General features: G+C 59.9%; 14 protein-coding genes. 6 read left to right on the top strand and 8 right to left on the bottom strand.

Annotated elements, in window-relative coordinates; all coding sequences use genetic code 11:
* The 4 genes from PL640_RS09225 (at nucleotide 1) to PL640_RS09210 (ending at nucleotide 4387) form a co-directional block, all read left to right on the top strand.
* Nucleotides 1-558 (top strand): GNAT family N-acetyltransferase, encoded by a 558-nt coding sequence (locus PL640_RS09225; protein ID WP_271361596.1) that lies wholly within the window; start codon nucleotides 1-3, stop codon nucleotides 556-558.
* Nucleotides 559-570: 12 nt separating this feature from the next.
* Entirely contained in the window at nucleotides 571-2373 is a 1803-nt protein-coding gene (locus PL640_RS09220) for an amino acid ABC transporter permease/ATP-binding protein (protein ID WP_271361595.1), read from the top strand.
* A gap of 21 nt (nucleotides 2374-2394) precedes the next feature.
* On the top strand, nucleotides 2395-3333 hold the full coding sequence (locus PL640_RS09215) for an ABC transporter substrate-binding protein (RefSeq protein ID WP_271361593.1): 939 nt from the start codon (nucleotides 2395-2397) through the stop codon (nucleotides 3331-3333).
* 118 nt (nucleotides 3334-3451) lie between these two features.
* A complete protein-coding gene (locus PL640_RS09210; protein ID WP_271361592.1) occupies nucleotides 3452-4387 on the top strand; it encodes an ABC transporter substrate-binding protein in 936 nt (311 codons plus the stop codon).
* 71 nt (nucleotides 4388-4458) lie between these two features.
* On the opposite strand, the gene PL640_RS09205 is transcribed toward PL640_RS09210, so the two are convergent.
* Nucleotides 4459-5784 (bottom strand): NAD(P)/FAD-dependent oxidoreductase, encoded by a 1326-nt coding sequence (locus PL640_RS09205; protein ID WP_271361591.1) that lies wholly within the window; start codon nucleotides 5782-5784, stop codon nucleotides 4459-4461.
* Nucleotides 5785-6016: 232 nt separating this feature from the next.
* Here PL640_RS09205 and PL640_RS09200 point away from each other — a divergent pair, with 232 nt between their 5' ends.
* Nucleotides 6017-6493, top strand: coding sequence for an Lrp/AsnC family transcriptional regulator (locus tag PL640_RS09200; protein ID WP_046801438.1), 477 nt, complete (start codon nucleotides 6017-6019; stop codon nucleotides 6491-6493).
* Between the two features lie 169 nt (nucleotides 6494-6662).
* Here PL640_RS09200 and PL640_RS09195 read toward each other — a convergent pair whose 3' ends face one another.
* From PL640_RS09195 to PL640_RS09165, 7 genes are all read right to left on the bottom strand, one after another.
* Complete coding sequence (locus tag PL640_RS09195; protein ID WP_271361590.1) at nucleotides 6663-8318, bottom strand: ABC transporter ATP-binding protein; 1656 nt, start codon at nucleotides 8316-8318, stop codon at nucleotides 6663-6665.
* Nucleotides 8318-9169 carry an ABC transporter permease gene (locus PL640_RS09190; protein WP_142843619.1) on the bottom strand — a complete coding sequence of 284 codons (852 nt, stop codon included), beginning with the start codon at nucleotides 9167-9169 and terminating at the stop codon, nucleotides 8318-8320. Before PL640_RS09190 ends, PL640_RS09195 begins: the two co-directional genes overlap by 1 nt.
* Complete coding sequence (locus PL640_RS09185) at nucleotides 9169-10119, bottom strand: ABC transporter permease (RefSeq protein WP_065117497.1); 951 nt, start codon at nucleotides 10117-10119, stop codon at nucleotides 9169-9171. Before PL640_RS09185 ends, PL640_RS09190 begins: the two co-directional genes overlap by 1 nt.
* A 96-nt stretch (nucleotides 10120-10215) precedes the next feature.
* On the bottom strand, nucleotides 10216-11826 hold the full coding sequence (locus PL640_RS09180) for an ABC transporter substrate-binding protein (RefSeq protein ID WP_271361587.1): 1611 nt from the start codon (nucleotides 11824-11826) through the stop codon (nucleotides 10216-10218).
* Nucleotides 11827-11920: 94 nt separating this feature from the next.
* Nucleotides 11921-12634: an HAD-IA family hydrolase gene (locus PL640_RS09175; protein ID WP_271361586.1), complete on the bottom strand. Its 714-nt coding sequence runs from the start codon at nucleotides 12632-12634 to the stop codon at nucleotides 11921-11923.
* A gap of 256 nt (nucleotides 12635-12890) precedes the next feature.
* Nucleotides 12891-14264 carry an aspartate aminotransferase family protein gene (locus PL640_RS09170; RefSeq protein WP_271361585.1) on the bottom strand — a complete coding sequence of 458 codons (1374 nt, stop codon included), beginning with the start codon at nucleotides 14262-14264 and terminating at the stop codon, nucleotides 12891-12893.
* Between the two features lie 28 nt (nucleotides 14265-14292).
* Nucleotides 14293-15129: a GNAT family N-acetyltransferase gene (locus PL640_RS09165; protein ID WP_271361584.1), complete on the bottom strand. Its 837-nt coding sequence runs from the start codon at nucleotides 15127-15129 to the stop codon at nucleotides 14293-14295.
* A 323-nt stretch (nucleotides 15130-15452) separates the two neighbouring features.
* Between PL640_RS09165 and PL640_RS09160 the strand changes: the two genes are divergently transcribed.
* Nucleotides 15453-16121, top strand: coding sequence for a haloacid dehalogenase type II (locus PL640_RS09160; protein ID WP_271361583.1), 669 nt, complete (start codon nucleotides 15453-15455; stop codon nucleotides 16119-16121).
* The last annotated feature ends 15 nt before the right edge of the window (nucleotides 16122-16136 follow it).

Genomic DNA, 16136 nt, shown 5'->3' with positions numbered 1-16136 from the left:
ATGAGCGACAGTTTTTTCTACACATCGGTCAAGGATCCGCTCGCAACTCCGCTTCTGGAAGAGTTGCTGTTCGAATATGACAGCCGTTACGGCACATTCTTCAATGCGGAAGGGGCAAGGGCGGAGCTGAACAAATATCCCCCGGAAGCCTTTAGTCCGCCATCCGGCAATTTCCTGCTGCTTCTGCGGGACGGAAAGCCGATCGCCGGCGGCGCTTTCATGCGTTACGACGAGGAGACTGCCGAATTCAAGCGGGTCTGGACCCATTCGGCCCATCGTCGCCAGGGGCTGGCGAAGCTCGTGCTTCGGGAACTGGAGCAGCAGGCGATCCGGCAGGGTTATGCCCGTGTCTATCTGACCACGGGGTTCCGCCAGCCGGAAGCCGTCGGCCTCTATCTCACCAATGGTTATCGCGCCTTGTTCGACACGGCGGCCGACCCCGAGACGATCAGGTCGCTGCCCTTCGAAAAATTTCTTGCCGATGCGGCCTCCGGTCCCCTCCCGGACGGCGCGCCGATACCGACCGTCCATCCGCAACCCTCTTCCGCCCATCCGTGAAAGGCTCTTTAGATGACGATAGCCTCTGATTTTCCGCATGTGGCGGTCAGCGAGCAGAAGGGCGAGCCGGTTAAAGGTGGTTACGACCATTTCCGCATCGTTCCCGCCCGTTACCCCCTGCGCACCGTGGGCACGGTTTTTTCCGTACTGATCATTGCGGCCGTGCTGCATTCCGTTTTCGGCAATCCGCGCTGGGGTTGGGACGTCTTTGCCGAATGGTTCTTCGCCGAACCGGTGCTCGTTGGCCTTGGCCGGACATTGCTGTTGACGGCGCTGGGTGCACTATTCGGGTTTGTTCTCGGAACGCTGCTGGCACTTGCCCGTGTGTCCCGCTCGCCGTTGCTGGTTGCCGTTTCCTGGACCTATATCTGGATTTTCCGGTCGATCCCGCTGATCGTGCTTCTGCTGATCCTCAACAATCTCGGTTATCTCTATGAAACCGTGACGATCGGCGTGCCCTATACCGGCATCAATTTCTTCAGCTGGAATACGACACAGCTGATGACGCCGTTTGCGGCCGCCGTGCTGGGCCTCACTCTCAATCAGGCGGCCTTTGCATCGGAAATCGTACGTGGCGGCATTCTCTCGGTCGACCAGGGGCAGCTGGAAGCCGCCGCCGCGCTCGGCCTTCCACGTCGGCGGCAGGCCTCCCGCATCGTTCTGCCGCAGGCCATGCGGTCCATCCTCCCGACGGCCTTCAATGACATCATCGGCCTCGCAAAGGGAACATCGCAGGTCTATATCCTCGCGCTACCGGAATTGTTCTACACCATCCAGATCATCTATCGCCGTAATCTGGAAGTGATCCCGCTGCTGATGGTCGCAACCGTCTGGTATCTGGTGATACTGACGGCGCTATCGATCGTTCAGCATCATATCGAACGGCATTTTTCCCGGGGTGCGCTTCGCAATCCGCCACCTTCGCTTTTCGCCACCGTCTACCGCACCTTCCTGCCACGCCGGGCAGCGGCGGAGCCGGCGGCCGTGGTGACAGTGCCTGCAAAGCGGGAAGCTTCGGTATCTGCGCGTGCAGGAGGCTTCCGCATAGGCAATCGTGGCGGTTCGGTGAATATCCACGGTGTTTCCAAGTCTTTCGGCACACTCAAGGTGCTGGATGATGTCTCCCTTTCCATTCCGGCAGGCAGCGTCACCACCATTCTTGGCCAATCCGGTTCGGGTAAGTCCACCCTGCTGCGCTCCATCAACCATCTGGAGCGCGTCGATGACGGCTTTATCGCCATAGACGGCGAGCTGGTTGGTTATCGCCAGCAGGGCGATACACTTTATGAGCTGAAGGAGCGGGAAATCCTCAAACGCCGCGTCGAAGTGGGCATGGTGTTCCAGAGCTTCAACCTGTTTCCGCATCTTACTGCGCTTGAAAACATCATCGAAGCGCCGGTCGCGGTTCGCGGCATCTCGAAAGAACAGGCTGAAGCGGAGGCGCGCGATCTTCTGGCTCGTGTCGGCCTTGCCGAGAAGGCCAATGCCTACCCGCGCCAACTTTCCGGCGGCCAGCAGCAACGCGTGGCGATTGCCCGGGCACTCGCCCTGCGGCCAAAGGTGCTGCTGTTCGATGAGCCAACATCCGCGCTCGATCCTGAACTAGTCAATGAGGTGCTTGACGTCATCAAGGAGCTCTCCCGCTCCGGCGTCACCCTTATCATCGTCACCCATGAGATCGGTTTTGCCCGCGAAGTCTCCGACAGGGTCGTCTTCATGAAACAGGGCCGCATCGTTGAAACGGGCACACCGGAGAAGGTGTTCAACAACCCTGAACATCCGCGCACGGCTGAATTCCTCGCAAAAGTTCTCTAATCATAACAAGGAAACACTCACATGGCTTTTTCATCGAAATTATTATCCCTGCTCGCCGGCGGTCTTTTCACCGCCACCACCGTGCTCATTCCGGCCGCGCATGCGCAGGAGGTTGACCTGTCGCCCGAACAGAAGGGCCGGGTGCGCGCCGAGAAGGTTGAGGAGGCAATCAAGCTTCTGCCCGCCGGCCATAAATTCATCGCCGATGGCAAGCTGACGGTCGCGACCGTGCCCTTCCGCCTGCCGCTGGTCGACTATTCGAGCGACACAAAAACGCCGATCGGCGTGGAGCCGGATATCGCCCAGCTGGTTGCCGACAGCCTTGGGCTTGAACTTCAGCTCGTTCCGATTGCCTGGGCCGACTGGCCGCTCGGCCTTGCTTCCGGCAAATATGATGCCGTCGCATCCAACATCACGGTGACGGAAGCGCGCAAGGAGAAGTTCGATTTCTCCAGCTATCGCAACGACCTGCTCGGCTTTTATGTAGGCAACAACAGCAAGGTCACGTCCATCGGCAAACCCGAGGATGTCGCCGGGCTGAAGGTGATCGTTGGCGCAGCCACCAATCAGGAGCAGATCCTGCTGAAATGGATCAAGGACAACAAGGCGAAGGGACTGGCCGACACCGAAGTGCAATATTACGACGATCAGGCCGTGCTTGACGTCGCCCTGCAATCCGGCCGTGCGGATGCCTATCTCGGTCCCAATGCCACCTCTGCCTTTCAGGCAGCAAGCCAGAAAAAGACCAAGCTCGTCGGCACCTTCTCGGGCGGCTGGCCGGAAGCGGCGGAAATCGCCTTCGCTTCGAAAAAGGATGCCGGCATCGCCGAGGCCGTCACGGCTGCGCTGAATGCCCAGATCAAGAACGGCAATTACGGCAAGGTTCTCGCTCGCTGGAATCTCGGCTCGGAAGCCATCACCGAATCCCGCACCAATCCGCCCGGCCTGCCCAAGAGCTGAGCGTGAAAAATCGAGTTCCTAAAAGCTGAGTCGAAGGTGGGACATCACTCAGCCGGTGGCGCGGGCATCCTCCCGCCCGCGCTACCCTCGTCCCGCAATCCTCTATCGGGAAACCACAATGACCTTCACCTCTCGTTTCGCCACGGCCACGTTCGGCGTCTTTCTCTCCATCTCCGGTTTCGTCCCGGCCTTCGCAACCGATGTCTTCGATCTGTCACCGGATCAGCCCGGTCGCATCAGGGTTGAAAAAGACCCCGGCGCCATTGCCGCCGTACCGAAGGATTTCAAATTCGTCACGCCGGGCAAACTCACCGTCGCCGTCTCTCCCGGCGGGCCGCCATTAGCCACCTATGCGACGGATGCGAAGACCGTCGTGGGCGCAGACCCGGACTACGCGCTTGCCGTTGCCGATAGTCTCGGCCTTGAGCTGGAACTGGTGGCCGTGGCCTGGGCCGACTGGCCGCTCGGCCTTGCCTCGGGCAAATACGATGCCGTCATCTCCAATGTCGGCGTGACCGAACAGCGCAAGGAAAAGTTCGATTTCTCCACCTACCGCCAGGGCCTGCATGGCTTCTTCGTCAAATCCGACAGCGGCATAACCTCCATCACCGAGCCGAAGGATGCCGCCGGTCTGAGGATCATCGTTGGTGCCGGCACCAATCAGGAGCGTATTCTGCTGAAATGGAGCGACGAGAATGTCGCTGCCGGTTTGAAGCCGATCGAGTTGCAATATTACGATGACGAAGCCACCCGGCTCGTCGCGCTTTCAGCCGGCCGGGCGGATGTGATCGTACAGCCGCATGCGCAGCTGGTTTTCATCGCCGCGCGCGACAAGACCATCAAGCGGGTGGGAACGCTCTCCGCCGGCTGGCCGGAGCGCTCCGATGTCGCCATCACCACCCGCAAGGGTTCTGGACTGGCGGATGCACTGACGCTTGCCACCAATGATCTGATCAAGAGCAGTGCCTACGCGAAAATTCTCGATCGCTGGCAGCTCGCGGAAGAGGCCCTGCCGGAATCGCGTACCAATCCACCCGGCCTGCCAAAGAGCTGACTGGTCAAAAAAATGCGGCGGACGGCAATATCCGCAGGTTCGCCTGCGGATATTGTTTTGCGGTTACGGCTTCAGAAATCCGCAACCTTGCCCCATGACGAACCAAGGAAGCGGCTCGGGTGATAAGGGACGGGATCGACGATCGGGCTTGAGCCCGTGACGATATCGGCGATCAGATGACCGGCGCCCGGCCCGATGCCGAAACCATGCCCGCTGAAACCGGCGGCGAGGATGAAACCGGGCAACTCGCTGGTTTCGCCAATGGCGGGCACACCATCCGGCGTGCTGTCGATAAAGCCGGCCCAGGCTGCGGAAATCTGGGTGTTGCGAAGTGCGGGCAGAAGGTCCCGCGCCCTTTTGTGGGTCTCCCGGATGGCTGCGGCATTGGGCTTCGGATCGAGGATGCGAACCCGTTCCATCGGCGTCGGCGCATCCAGCCGCCAGCGCTTCAACGTTTCGTGGCCGCCGCGAATGCCTTCCAGCCCACCTGGCCGCAGGCTGCGCCAGCGCTTGAGGAACATCGGCACGAATTCACGCGCGAACCGCATCTGCTGCGCCGTCGGGTCGATACGGCCAAGGCCGCTGATGGCGAGGGTGTAACCGCCGTTGTTCCGGCGTGTCAGCGAAACGGCCTTTGTATGCAATGCATCCGGCAGGCCTTCAGCACCCGGGGTGACCGAGAGGATGGAGGAGCGGACGGAAGCCTGCGGGAAACGAATGCCGAGTTGACGGCAGAAGGAAGACGCCCATGCTCCGCCGGACATGATGGCGGTTTTGGTGCGGATCGTGCCTTTTTCGGTAACGACGGCGCTGACGCGGCCACCCTCGGTCTCAAGCCCGCGCGCAGCGCAATTCTGATGCACCGTGCCGCCGAGTTTGATGATGGCGCGCGCCACGGCGGGTGCCGCCATGGAGGGATCGGCCGTGCCGTCGGTGGGTGAGAAGACGCCGCCCTTCCAGCGTTTGCCGGTGGCGCGGCCGCGCTCACTTGCCTCATCGGCGCTCAGCATATGCGTCGTCACACCGGCGGTGATGGCAAAGTCGCGCCAGCGCGCCCAGCCGGCAAGTTCCGCCTCGTTGTCGCTGAGGTAAAACAATCCGCAACGGCGAAAGCCGGTGTCTTCGCCGCTTTCACTGGCAAATTGCTCCCACAATGCAAGGCTCTGGGTCGAAATCGGCAATTCACGCGCATCGCGGTTCTGCTGCCGGCACCAGCCCCAGTTGCGGCTGGATTGCTCCGCGCCAACAAGGCCTTTTTCCACCAGAGCCACTTTCAGGCCGCGCCGGGCGAGGTAATAGGCCGCGAATACCCCAACGATGCCGCCGCCGATAATGACGGCGTCCGCGGCTTTCGGCAGCTCCGGCGATGTCGTGATCTCTTGCAGCGGGGCGGGCATGGGTCGGACTCCTTATATTCGTCCTAATTTACCTTGGCTGGCGTGTAAACGCTGCCAGACTGAGTGGTTTGCCGGAATCTCCTGCTGTTCATGGCCATGTCTGCAACTCTTTATGCTGCATCAAAAAAACATGCTTACATCGACAGGGCACGTGCATGTGATAAGATTTCCACTGCAGCGTCAGAATTTTATACCGCGCACTCGAAAAAACAAAAAAGGGGTTCCGCACGTGATGAAACTTGACCGGATCGATATCAAGATCCTCTACGAACTGCAGAAAAACGGTCGCATCACCAATGTGGAACTGGCGGAGCTTGTCAATCTTTCGCCCAGCCCCTGCCTGATGCGGGTCAAGAAACTTCAGTCCGAAGGTTACATCGAAGGTTATTCGGCGCAGATCAATATCAACAAGCTCGGCCAGACACTGACGGTCTTTACCGAAATCACGCTCAAGAACCACCGGCAGATCGATTTCGCCCGCTTTCTCGGTGTCGTCGAGAAGATCGATCAGGTGGTGGAATGCCACCTCGTTTCCGGCGGTTACGATTACCTGCTGAAATTCGTCACATCAGGCATTGTTGAATATCAGTCGATCATGGAGCGGCTGACGGATATGGATGTCGGCATCGACAAATATTTCAGCTTCGTGGTGCTGAAATCGCCGATCACCAAATCGCATATGCCGCTGACCAGCCTGTTTCCGCTCTGAGGTGAGAGGGCGCCTCTTCAGTGGGGTGATTGCTCTATCTCGATGTCATCCTCGGGCTTGCCCCGAGGATCCATAGGCCGTCGAGATGAATGGATCCTCGCCTCAAGGGCGAGGATGACATCGAGGGAGATTTTGGTGCTTCCCAATCGACCTTGCCATCTTCCGCCTCTCACCGCTTGGAAAACGCCCGCACCAGCTCCGCATCCTGTTGAAGATTATCAAGCCATGTCGGATCGAGTTTCGGCACCGAGGAGAAGAGCAGCTTCGAATAGGGATGGGTAGGTGATTTGATTGCTTCGGTTTCCAGATGCTCCACTTTCTGGCCGCCATACATCACGACGATTTCGTCGCAGATTGTCTCAACCACCGAAAGATCGTGGCTGATGAAGATGTAGGAGAGGTTCAGTTCCCGCTGCAATTCTCCGAGCAGATCAATGATCGCGGCTGCGACGACGGTATCGAGCGCCGAGGTGATTTCATCGCAGATGATGAGCGATGGTTCGGCCGCAAGCGCACGGGCGAAATTGACGCGCTGCTTCTGCCCGCCGGAAAGGCCGGAGGGATGGCGGTGGCGGACCGAGCGCGGCAGCTTCACCATATCAAGCAGCTCATCGATCCGCGCATCCCGGGCCTTGCCTTTCATGCCGTGATAAAAGGTCAGCGGTCGGCCGAGAATATCTTCGATGGGTTTTGCCGGATTGAGTGCGGTATCGGCATATTGGAACACGATCTGCATGCGACGAAGCTGGTCGCTGGTTCGACGCCGGGCATCGGCGTTGAGTTCATGGCCCTCGAAGACGACGTGACCGCTTGCGGCCGGCAGGATGCCGGCAATGGCACGCGCCAGTGTCGATTTTCCGCAGCCGGATTCGCCGATGATGCCAAGATTGCGGCCGGGATAGACCGCAAGGCTGACGGAATCCACCGCACGCACCAGCGGCATGCGGTCATCGCCTTTCGTGCCATAACCGGCGATCAGCTGGTCGATATCGAGGAGCGGTGTCGCCTCACTTTGTTTGGGCGGTGTCACGACGCGCACCTTGTCGTTAAAGGCGGTCAACAATTCGCGGGTATAGGGGTGTTGGGCGTTCTCCAGAATATCCTTGGTCGTGCCGGTTTCCTGAACCTCGCCGCCTTTCAGCACCACAATCCGGTCGGCGATCTGGGCGACGACGGCAAGATCGTGCGAAACATAGACGCCGCCAATGCCGCCCTTGCGCATCGCCGATTTGAAGGCACGCAGAACCTCGATCTGGGTCGTCACATCAAGTGCGGTCGTCGGTTCGTCGAAAATCACCAGTTGAGGATTACCGATCAGCGCCATGGCGGCCGAGAGGCGCTGCAACTGGCCACCGGACACCTGATGCGGGTAACGCTCGCCGATGGTTTCCGGATTGGGCAGTGACAATGCCTTGAAAAGCTCAACCGCTTTTTTACGCGCCTCCTGGGGCGGCATAAGGTGGTGTATGCGGGTGACTTCGATGACCTGATCGATGATTTTCTGCGCCGGGTTGAATGCGGCGGCCGCACTCTGCGGCACATAGGATATTTTCGTGCCGCGCACCCTGGCGCGCTCGGCTTCGGAAAGCTGCACCATGTCCCGGCCTGCCACCGTGACGCTGCCACCGGAAATGCGGCATCCCGGCCGCGCGTACCCCATCAGGGTCAGCGCGATGGTAGTCTTGCCGGAACCGCTTTCGCCGATCAGCGCGACGATTTCGCCCTCGGCGATATCGATGTCGATACCCTTGATGATATCGATGTGGCGGCCGGAATCGGTGGTGGCCTCGACCTTCAGTCCACGGATTTCAACGAGATTGCTCATTATTCGCTCCTGTCGCGGATTTTCTGCGGCAGATTGTCGATCAGCAGGTTGACGCTGATCGTCAGGCTGGCAATCGCCAGCGACGGGAAGATGACGGCCGGGGCGGCGAAGGGCAGGCCGCCGATGTTTTCACGCACCAGCGCGCCCCAGTCGGCGTTTGGCGGCTGCAGGCCGAGACCGAGGAAGGACAGGCCGGACAGAAGCAGCACGATGAAGACGAAACGCACGCCGAGATCGGCAAGTACGGGCCGGATGATGTTGGGCAGGATTTCGGAACTGATGAGATAAAGCAGGCTCTCGCCGCGCACCCGCGCGACCGTTACGAAATCCATGGTGTTGACATTGACGGCGAGTGCCCGGGCGAAGCGATAGGCGCCGGGCGTATAGATGACCGACAGCGTGACGATGAGCACCGGAATGGACGAGCCGACGGCCGCCACGACCACGAGGCCGAACAGCTTGCTCGGAATGGAGTTCACCGCGTCGAGGAAACGGCTGAGTGCTGCATCGAACCAGCCGCCGATGACGGCGGCGCACATGCCGAGAACGACGCCGCAGGTGCAGGCGATGGTGACGGCCGCCAGCGAAATGCCGACCGTGAAACGCGCGCCCATGAGGATACGGGAGAACACGTCGCGGCCGAGATAATCGGAACCGAGCCAGAGATCTGACGTCATAGGCCCGAAATAATCGAGATCGACGATTTCACCCACCGGATGGGGAATGAGGTAGGGCGCGAAGATCGCAACCATGGCCCAGAGGAAGATGACGAGAAAGCCGAAAACGCCGACTGCGTTGATCTTGTAACCCAAACGCGCGGTCCCCTGATATGTCTTGATATGATCGGCCATCAGCGCAGCCTCGGATTGGACATGATGGCGATGATGTCTGCCGTCGTGATGAGCAGGAGATAACCGACGCAGAAGATCATCGCGCAGGTCTGGATCAGCGGCAGATCGCGGGTGGCGACGCCATCGACCATCAGCTTGGCGATACCGGGATAGTTGAAGATCGTCTCGACGATGATGACGCCACCGACAAGGTACGAAAGCGACAGCGCCACTGCATTGACGATGGGGCCGAGCGCATTGGGAAGCGCGTGACGCAGCACGATGCGCATGCGCGGCGCGCCCTTCAGCAGTGCCATTTCGACATAGGGCGTATCCAGCGTCTCGATCACCGCGGCGCGGCTCATGCGGATCATCTGGGCCGAGACGACGAAGGTTAGCGTTATGACCGGCATGGCGTAAACGCGCAGTACATCAAACAGCGTGTGAACCTCGCTGACCAGCGACAGCGCCGGCAGCCATTTCAGATAAACCGCGAAAAGCAGGACGGCGAGCGTGGCGATCATGAATTCCGGCACGGAAATGACGCCGATGGTCAGCACCGTGACGATGCGGTCATAAAGCGTTCCACGCAGCATGGCGGAGCTGATGCCGAGTGTGAGCGCCAGTGGCACGGCGATGAGCGTGGTGATGCCGGCCAGCTTCATGGAGTTGACGAAGCGCGGGCCGATAAGATCGGCAATCGCCATGTTGTTGGCATAGGAGGTGCCGAGTTCGCCGTGCAGCAGGCCGAAAAGCCAGCGAACGAAGCGCAACAGGGCGGGATCGTCGAGATGCATGGCGGTGCGCAGGCCGGCCACGGCCTCCGGCGTTGCCGCCTGACCGAGAAGGATCGTCGCCGTGTCGCCGGGCAGCAGGCTGGTGGCGGAAAAGACGATAAATGACACGATCAGCAGCGTCGTCAGCATGACGACCAGCCGCCGGGCGACAAGGGACAATATCCGGCTGTTCATTCACATGCTCCTGCGACCTGCCTGTTTGTGGAGGCTTTCCGCATCGGCGGAAAACTTGGCCGGGCGCAGCTTTTTTGCGCCCGGCTCCATGGTCTATCAGGCTTCGAGCCAGACGTATTCCGCAAAGGCGTAACCCATCATGCCGCCGAGCGGATTGGCTTCCAGGCCCTTCAGCTTGGAACTGATGGCGTCCACGTTGGTAAGATAGGCGGGAATGATGGTGCCGGCTTCGTCGGCGATCATCGTCTGCATCTCGAAGTAGATCTGCTTGCGCTTCTCCATATCGAGCAGGCCGCGCGCCTCGAGCATCAGCTTGTCGAACTTCTCCGACTTGTACTGGCTCTCGTTCCAGGGAGCGTCGGACGCATAAAGCAGCGAGAACAGGATGTCCGGTGTCGGGCGCGGGTTGATATTGCCGAAATGGATCGGTGCTTTCAGCCAGTAATTGCTCCAGTAGCCGTCGGCGGGAACACGCTGCACATCCAGCTTGAGGCCGATTTCGGCAGCGGAGGCCTGGATGATCATCGCCATGTCGATGGCCGAATTTGCCGCATCCGAGGTGATGACCGGGATGGACTGGCCGAGGAGGCCGGCTTTCTCGAAGTGGAACTTGGCCTTCTCGGGATCGAAGGCCTTCGGCTTCAGGTCCGGATTATGATAGGGGCTCATGGGCGGAACCGGCTGGTCGTTGCCGACTTCGCCAAGACCGCGCAAGGCCGCCTTGACGATCTGCTCACGATTGACGATCGACTTCATGCCGGCAATGAAATCGGCCTTGTTGCCCGGAGCCTGATCGAGGCGCATGTTGAGATTGGTGTAGTTGCCGGAAGTTCCCTTCGACAGGACGACACCTTCCTGCTTGTCGAGCAGGCGAAGCGCGCGCGGATTGATGGCGGCCGCGAGCTGGATGTCGCCGGAGAGAAGCGCATTGACGCGTGCATTGTCGTCCGAGATCGCGAAGAACTCGAAGCTGTCGACGTGCGGGCCGCCGGATTTCCAGTAATTACTGTTCTTGGACATGATCGAGCGCACACCCGGCTCGAATGTTTCAAGCTTGAAGGCGCCGGTGCCGTTGCCCTTGGAGAAGTCGGTCGCGCCGTCGGCGACGATCATGAAGTGGTGCATCGCAAGGATTGTCGGCAGGTCGGCATTGGCGCTGGCAAGCGTGATCTCGACCGTGCTCTTGTCGAGCGCCTTGAAGCCGGTCATCTGGGCGGCGATCTTGGCGACCTTGGATCCGACAGCCGGATCGAGATGGCGCTTCAGCGAATAGACCACGTCATCGGCCGTCAGCGCCTTGCCGTCGTGGAAGGTGACGCCGGAACGCAGTTTGACCGTCCAGGTCTTGGCGTCCTTGGATTCGATGGATTCGGCCAGCTCCATCTGCGGCGTGCCGGAAGCATCGAGGAAGCTCAGCCGGTTATAAAGCGCGCAGCAACGGACGTAGTCCGTGGAAAGCGAGGCTTTCGCGGGGTCGAGCGTATCGGCTGTGGAGGAGGACCAGCCGGCCGCCTTCAGCGTGCCGCCGGAAACCGGAGTGGCCGCGAGCGACTGCGAGGCGCGGCCGAGAATGGCCGAGCCGGCAGAAAGGGCGACGCCGCCGGCCAGCATCATGTGAAGCAGCTCACGCCGCGTCGCGCCGCGACGGATCGCCTGTTCAACGGCGGCATCGTCGGAGCGGGTCCAGTTTGTAATCCTGTCACTCATGGTCTTCCCCTTTTGTATGATTTGTTGAAATGCGTCTGCAGAAAATTCCGGCGGTCCGCGTCCCAGTTCGCGCCACGCCCTGGTGGAGGACGGTTCAGCCGCCCGCCTGCTTCGCGGCTTCGGCAAGGCCGGCCATCGAGGTGAAGTGATAATTTGGCTCGGTAAAGTTTTCCGGCTCGATCGTGCCGCCATATCCCTTCTGGTCGTGGCGGCGCTCAATCCAGCAATTGGTCATGCCCAGCTTCCGGGAAATGCCGATATCGTGGTACTGGCTTTGCGCGACATGCAGGATGTCGTCCTTCGAGGCGCCCTCGCTCTCAACAAACGCAAAGACCTTCTCGAAAAAGGCCGGGTCCGGCTTTTCGGTGCCGGTATCATCCGCCGTGAAAGCGGCGTGGAAGGGATTGCCGAGTTCTTTCGAGAAATGTTCAAAGGCCCAGCGCTGGGCGTTTGTCATGGCGATGAGGCGGTGTGTCTTTGCAAGCTGCCCCATGGCGGCACGGCTGTCTTCGAAACCCTTCCAGTTCTTGGCGGCGTCGCGCAGGCGTTCGCCAAGAGCACGTTCTGCCGGCAAGCCAAGTTGCGGAGCGATGATGAGATACACGCGGACGAGATCGTCCGGAAACAGGTCTGTCGCGTCTGAATAACGGGCCGCGCGGTAAAGGCCGAGCGCCTTTTCTCCATCGACTTCGACGCCATTCTCAGCACCGATCTGCGTCAGGGTCGATTTCAGGCCCCCTTCGAAATCGATGAGAGTTCCCACCACATCGAAGCTCATATATTTGAAGTCGCTCAATTTTTTGGGCAATGTCGGTCTCCGCTCTGCCGCCTCGTCCTCTTAGGGGAGGTTGCGGCATTTTATTTTGTTCCCGGACGAGATCCTTGTCCCGTTCCTATTTTTGAAAACGCCGGTTTTCATGGCGCTTTGTGCTTTTTCTAAGGATAGTTTGGCACTTCCAGCACGTCGGATTCGCCGAAATGGATCGGCTCTTCGGCAGAATATTGCGAATATGCGGTGTGTTGCGACATTTAGAGAAGGTGTCGCGATACAGCCGGGTTACGCCTCAGGCCATTGCCGCCCGCACGGCCGGGTCCTCGAGCGTCTGGTCGAGGGTTTTCAGCGTCCGCTCGATGATGGCGTCGATTTCGCCATCGGTGCAGCAGAGCGGCGGTGCGTAACCGAGGATGCCATTTGCAAAGGCCCTGACGATGAGGCCGTTTTCCCATGCGCGGTCGAAAACCTTGCGGGCCGGCGTGGCGGCTGCCGGAAGCGGCGTCTTCTTTTCCTTGTCGGTCACAAGCTCGATCGCCGCAAGCATGCCGCGGCCGCGGACATCGCCCACCAGCGGGTGGCTTCTCAAGCCCTCCAGTCCTGCCATCAGTCGGTGACCGGCGCGGCGGCCATTCTCCAGCAGCCCGCCTTCGTAGAGCTTCAGCACTTCCAGACCAACGGCGGCGCTGACGGGGTGGGCGGAATAGGTGTATCCATGCCCCACGGCCGCTTCGCCTGCGAAGTCGGCAATTGTATCATAAACATGATCGGCCATGAAGACGGCGCCCATCGGCACATAGCCTGACGTCAGGCCCTTTGCGGCGGTGATGAAGTCCGGCACGATGTCCTCGTCGGCGCAGGCGAATAGCGGGCCGGTGCGGCCAAAGCCGGTAATCACTTCATCGGCGACGAAAAGGATGCCATAGGAGCGGCAGAGGTCGCGCATCGCCTTGATCCAGCCCAGCGGCGGCACCAGAACGCCGCCCGAGCCCTGGATCGGTTCGGCATAAAACGCCGCGACCCGGTCCGGGCCTATGGCCTCGATCTTGTCCTTCAGGATTTGCAGCGAGGAGGCGATGATGGCGGCCGGGTCGTTTCCAACCGGGTTACGGTAGGCATAATGCGACGGGATTTTATGCTGCCAGTCGTAAGGCACGCCAAAACCGGCATGAAAGGCGGGCAGGGCGGTGAGGCCCGAACCGGCCGTGGTGGAACCGTGATAACCCTGTTCGATGGAGATGAACTGGTCGCGCTGCGGCTCACCCTTTGCATGCCAGTAATAACGGATGAAGCGAATGGTGCTGTCCACCGCATCGGAACCGCCAAGCGTGAAATAAACGTGGTTGAGATCGCCGGGCGCCCGGTCGGCAAGTTCGGAGGCAAGGCGGATCGCCGGTTCGCTGCCAATGTCGAAATAGGCGGTGGCATAGGGTAGTTCCCGCATCTGCTTTGCCGCCGCCTCAACGATGCTGTCATGACCGTAACCGGCGTTGACACACCAGAGACCGGCAAAACCGTCGATCAGCTGGTGGCCGGTCATATCGGTGACGGTGGCGCCTTTCGCCGATGTCAGCACCCGCACGCCAAGCTTTTCATGGCCGCGGAAGGAAGAGACGGGGTGCACCAGATGGGCGCGGTCCAGTTCGATCAGGGAATTGCTTAACATGGGTCTCTCCAGATTAAAGCCCAGCAGGTCAGCCCAGCGCCTGGCTGGTCAGTGCGAAGGTTTTCAGTTTTTTGTCAGCGGGAATTTCGGCCTTTGACCGGCGCATGGCGATGCCGCCGCCCACGTGGGCAAGGCCCTGTTCGGCAAGCCAGGGGCCAAGGCCCGTATCGACCGTGGTGTCTACGCGCAGGAAGGCGCCGGCGCGTTCAGACAGCATGAAAGCTAGCAAATCTCGTGCGATATCAGCATTTTCCGCCACAACCGGGCCAATAACTTCACCGCGGCCGAAGGCGCGCAGGCCGGCAAAACCCTTGATGGCGCCCTGTTCTTTCACGATCGCGAAACGCGCCCTGTCGGCAAGTTCCGTGAAGAGCGCGGTACGATCAGCACCGAAGGCCTGCGCATCAAGGGCGGCAAGCGCGGCCGGAGCAATCGTTTCCGCCCACTCCACACTGGCGGGCTTGGCCGAGGCTGCCGGAATTCCCTGATGCTGGCGAACTTCACCACAGGCAACGAACCCCAGCTTTTCATAAAGCGGTAGGCCATCGGCAGTAGCGGTCAGGCGGCATTCGCGATTTCCGGCGGCTTCAAGGGCGGCGTTCATCAACTGACGTCCGAGACCGCGGCCACGCATTGTCTCATCCACGATCACCATATTGACGGAGGCGCAGCTTTCACCAAGAAGCGTTGCCATCGCTGTGCCGACAACGCGGCCATTTTCCAGCGCGACGAAACCCTTGCTGAGGGAAAGGACCAGCGCCCAGTCTTCCCGGCGGTGCGGCCAGCCGGCCTGGCGGGAAAGTTCGACGGCGGCATCGAGGTGTTCAGGCTCGAAATTCTGGATATCGATCAGGCTGGCTTGCATGGCCCAACTCCGTTTATTCTGCTCATTCATTGATAGACCGGGGGTAAAAGAACATTGTCCCGACGAATGGCAAGGTTCGATATGTTTCACTGTTGCTTTTACCCGCCGCCGCATCTTATGCCGCGTGTTAGTCGCTTTCGATGCCGGGGCAGGGGCGCACGCGAGGTCGGGAGATATGCCAACGCAACTCTCTGCCAAACTGGCGGCTGCATACGCAACAATCTGCTTCCGCTGATGGCAATTGCGGTGCGCCGACCGGGCAAAGGCTTTCTATGATCAATTCATTCCGGCACGGCCGATCTCCAAGCAAGGATGACGACGACATGACCATCTTCCGCCCGAAATACATTTCCTTCGATTGCTACGGCACGCTGATCAATTTCCAGATGGCCGAAGCCGCTCGCGATCTCTATGGCGATCGTCTGGACGAAGCGCAGATGCAGCAGTTCATCAAGAATTTTTCGGCTTATCGTCTGGATGAGATCATGGGCGACTGGAAGCCCTATGCCCAGGTGGTTCATAATTCGCTCTCTCGCACCTGCAAGCGCAATGGTGTTGCTTTCAAGGATGAGGACGCGACCTTCGTTTACGAGCGTGTTCCGACCTGGGGTCCGCATGCCGATGTGCCGGCCGGTCTTGCAAAGGTGGCGAAAGAAATTCCGCTGGTTATCCTGTCCAACGCCATGAATTCGCAGATCATGTCGAATGTCGAAAAGCTTGGCGCGCCTTTCCATGCGGTCTATACGGCTGAGCAGGCGCAGGCCTACAAGCCGCGTTTCAAGCCCTTTGAATATATGTTCGATATGCTCGGCTGCGGCCCCGAAGACATGCTGCATGTCTCCTCCTCGTTTCGTTACGACCTGATGTCGGCCCATGATCTCGGTATCAAGAACAAGGTCTGGGTCAACCGCGGTCACGAGCCGGCCAACCCCTATTACGGTTATGTCGAAATCGCCGATATTTCCGGCCTCGCAGGCGTGGTTGGATTGTAAGGAAAGGTCGGGACC

Origin of the sequence: Agrobacterium sp. ST15.16.024, from assembly GCF_027956545.1 — a bacterium.
GTDB classification, from domain to species: Bacteria; Pseudomonadota; Alphaproteobacteria; order Rhizobiales; family Rhizobiaceae; genus Agrobacterium; species Agrobacterium cucumeris.
The sequence above is the reverse complement of the archived record's forward strand: the minus strand, read 5'-3'. Positions and strand labels throughout refer to the sequence as shown.

Excerpts from the sequence above, each read along its gene's own strand:
- PL640_RS09220 (WP_271361595.1), top strand. The coding sequence starts at position 571 with ATGACGATAGCCTCTGATTTTCCGCATGTGGCGGTCAGCGAGCAGAAG.
- PL640_RS09205 (WP_271361591.1), bottom strand. The coding sequence starts at position 5,784 with ATGCCCGCCCCGCTGCAAGAGATCACGACATCGCCGGAGCTGCCGAAA.
- PL640_RS09190 (WP_142843619.1), bottom strand. The coding sequence starts at position 9,169 with ATGGCCGATCATATCAAGACATATCAGGGGACCGCGCGTTTGGGTTAC.
- PL640_RS09210 (WP_271361592.1), top strand. The coding sequence starts at position 3,452 with ATGACCTTCACCTCTCGTTTCGCCACGGCCACGTTCGGCGTCTTTCTC.
- PL640_RS09180 (WP_271361587.1), bottom strand. The coding sequence starts at position 11,826 with ATGAGTGACAGGATTACAAACTGGACCCGCTCCGACGATGCCGCCGTT.
- PL640_RS09225 (WP_271361596.1), top strand. The coding sequence starts at position 1 with ATGAGCGACAGTTTTTTCTACACATCGGTCAAGGATCCGCTCGCAACT.
- PL640_RS09165 (WP_271361584.1), bottom strand. The coding sequence starts at position 15,129 with ATGCAAGCCAGCCTGATCGATATCCAGAATTTCGAGCCTGAACACCTC.
- PL640_RS09215 (WP_271361593.1), top strand. The coding sequence starts at position 2,395 with ATGGCTTTTTCATCGAAATTATTATCCCTGCTCGCCGGCGGTCTTTTC.
- PL640_RS09185 (WP_065117497.1), bottom strand. The coding sequence starts at position 10,119 with ATGAACAGCCGGATATTGTCCCTTGTCGCCCGGCGGCTGGTCGTCATG.
- PL640_RS09170 (WP_271361585.1), bottom strand. The coding sequence starts at position 14,264 with ATGTTAAGCAATTCCCTGATCGAACTGGACCGCGCCCATCTGGTGCAC.
- PL640_RS09200 (WP_046801438.1), top strand. The coding sequence starts at position 6,017 with ATGAAACTTGACCGGATCGATATCAAGATCCTCTACGAACTGCAGAAA.
- PL640_RS09160 (WP_271361583.1), top strand. The coding sequence starts at position 15,453 with ATGACCATCTTCCGCCCGAAATACATTTCCTTCGATTGCTACGGCACG.
- PL640_RS09195 (WP_271361590.1), bottom strand. The coding sequence starts at position 8,318 with ATGAGCAATCTCGTTGAAATCCGTGGACTGAAGGTCGAGGCCACCACC.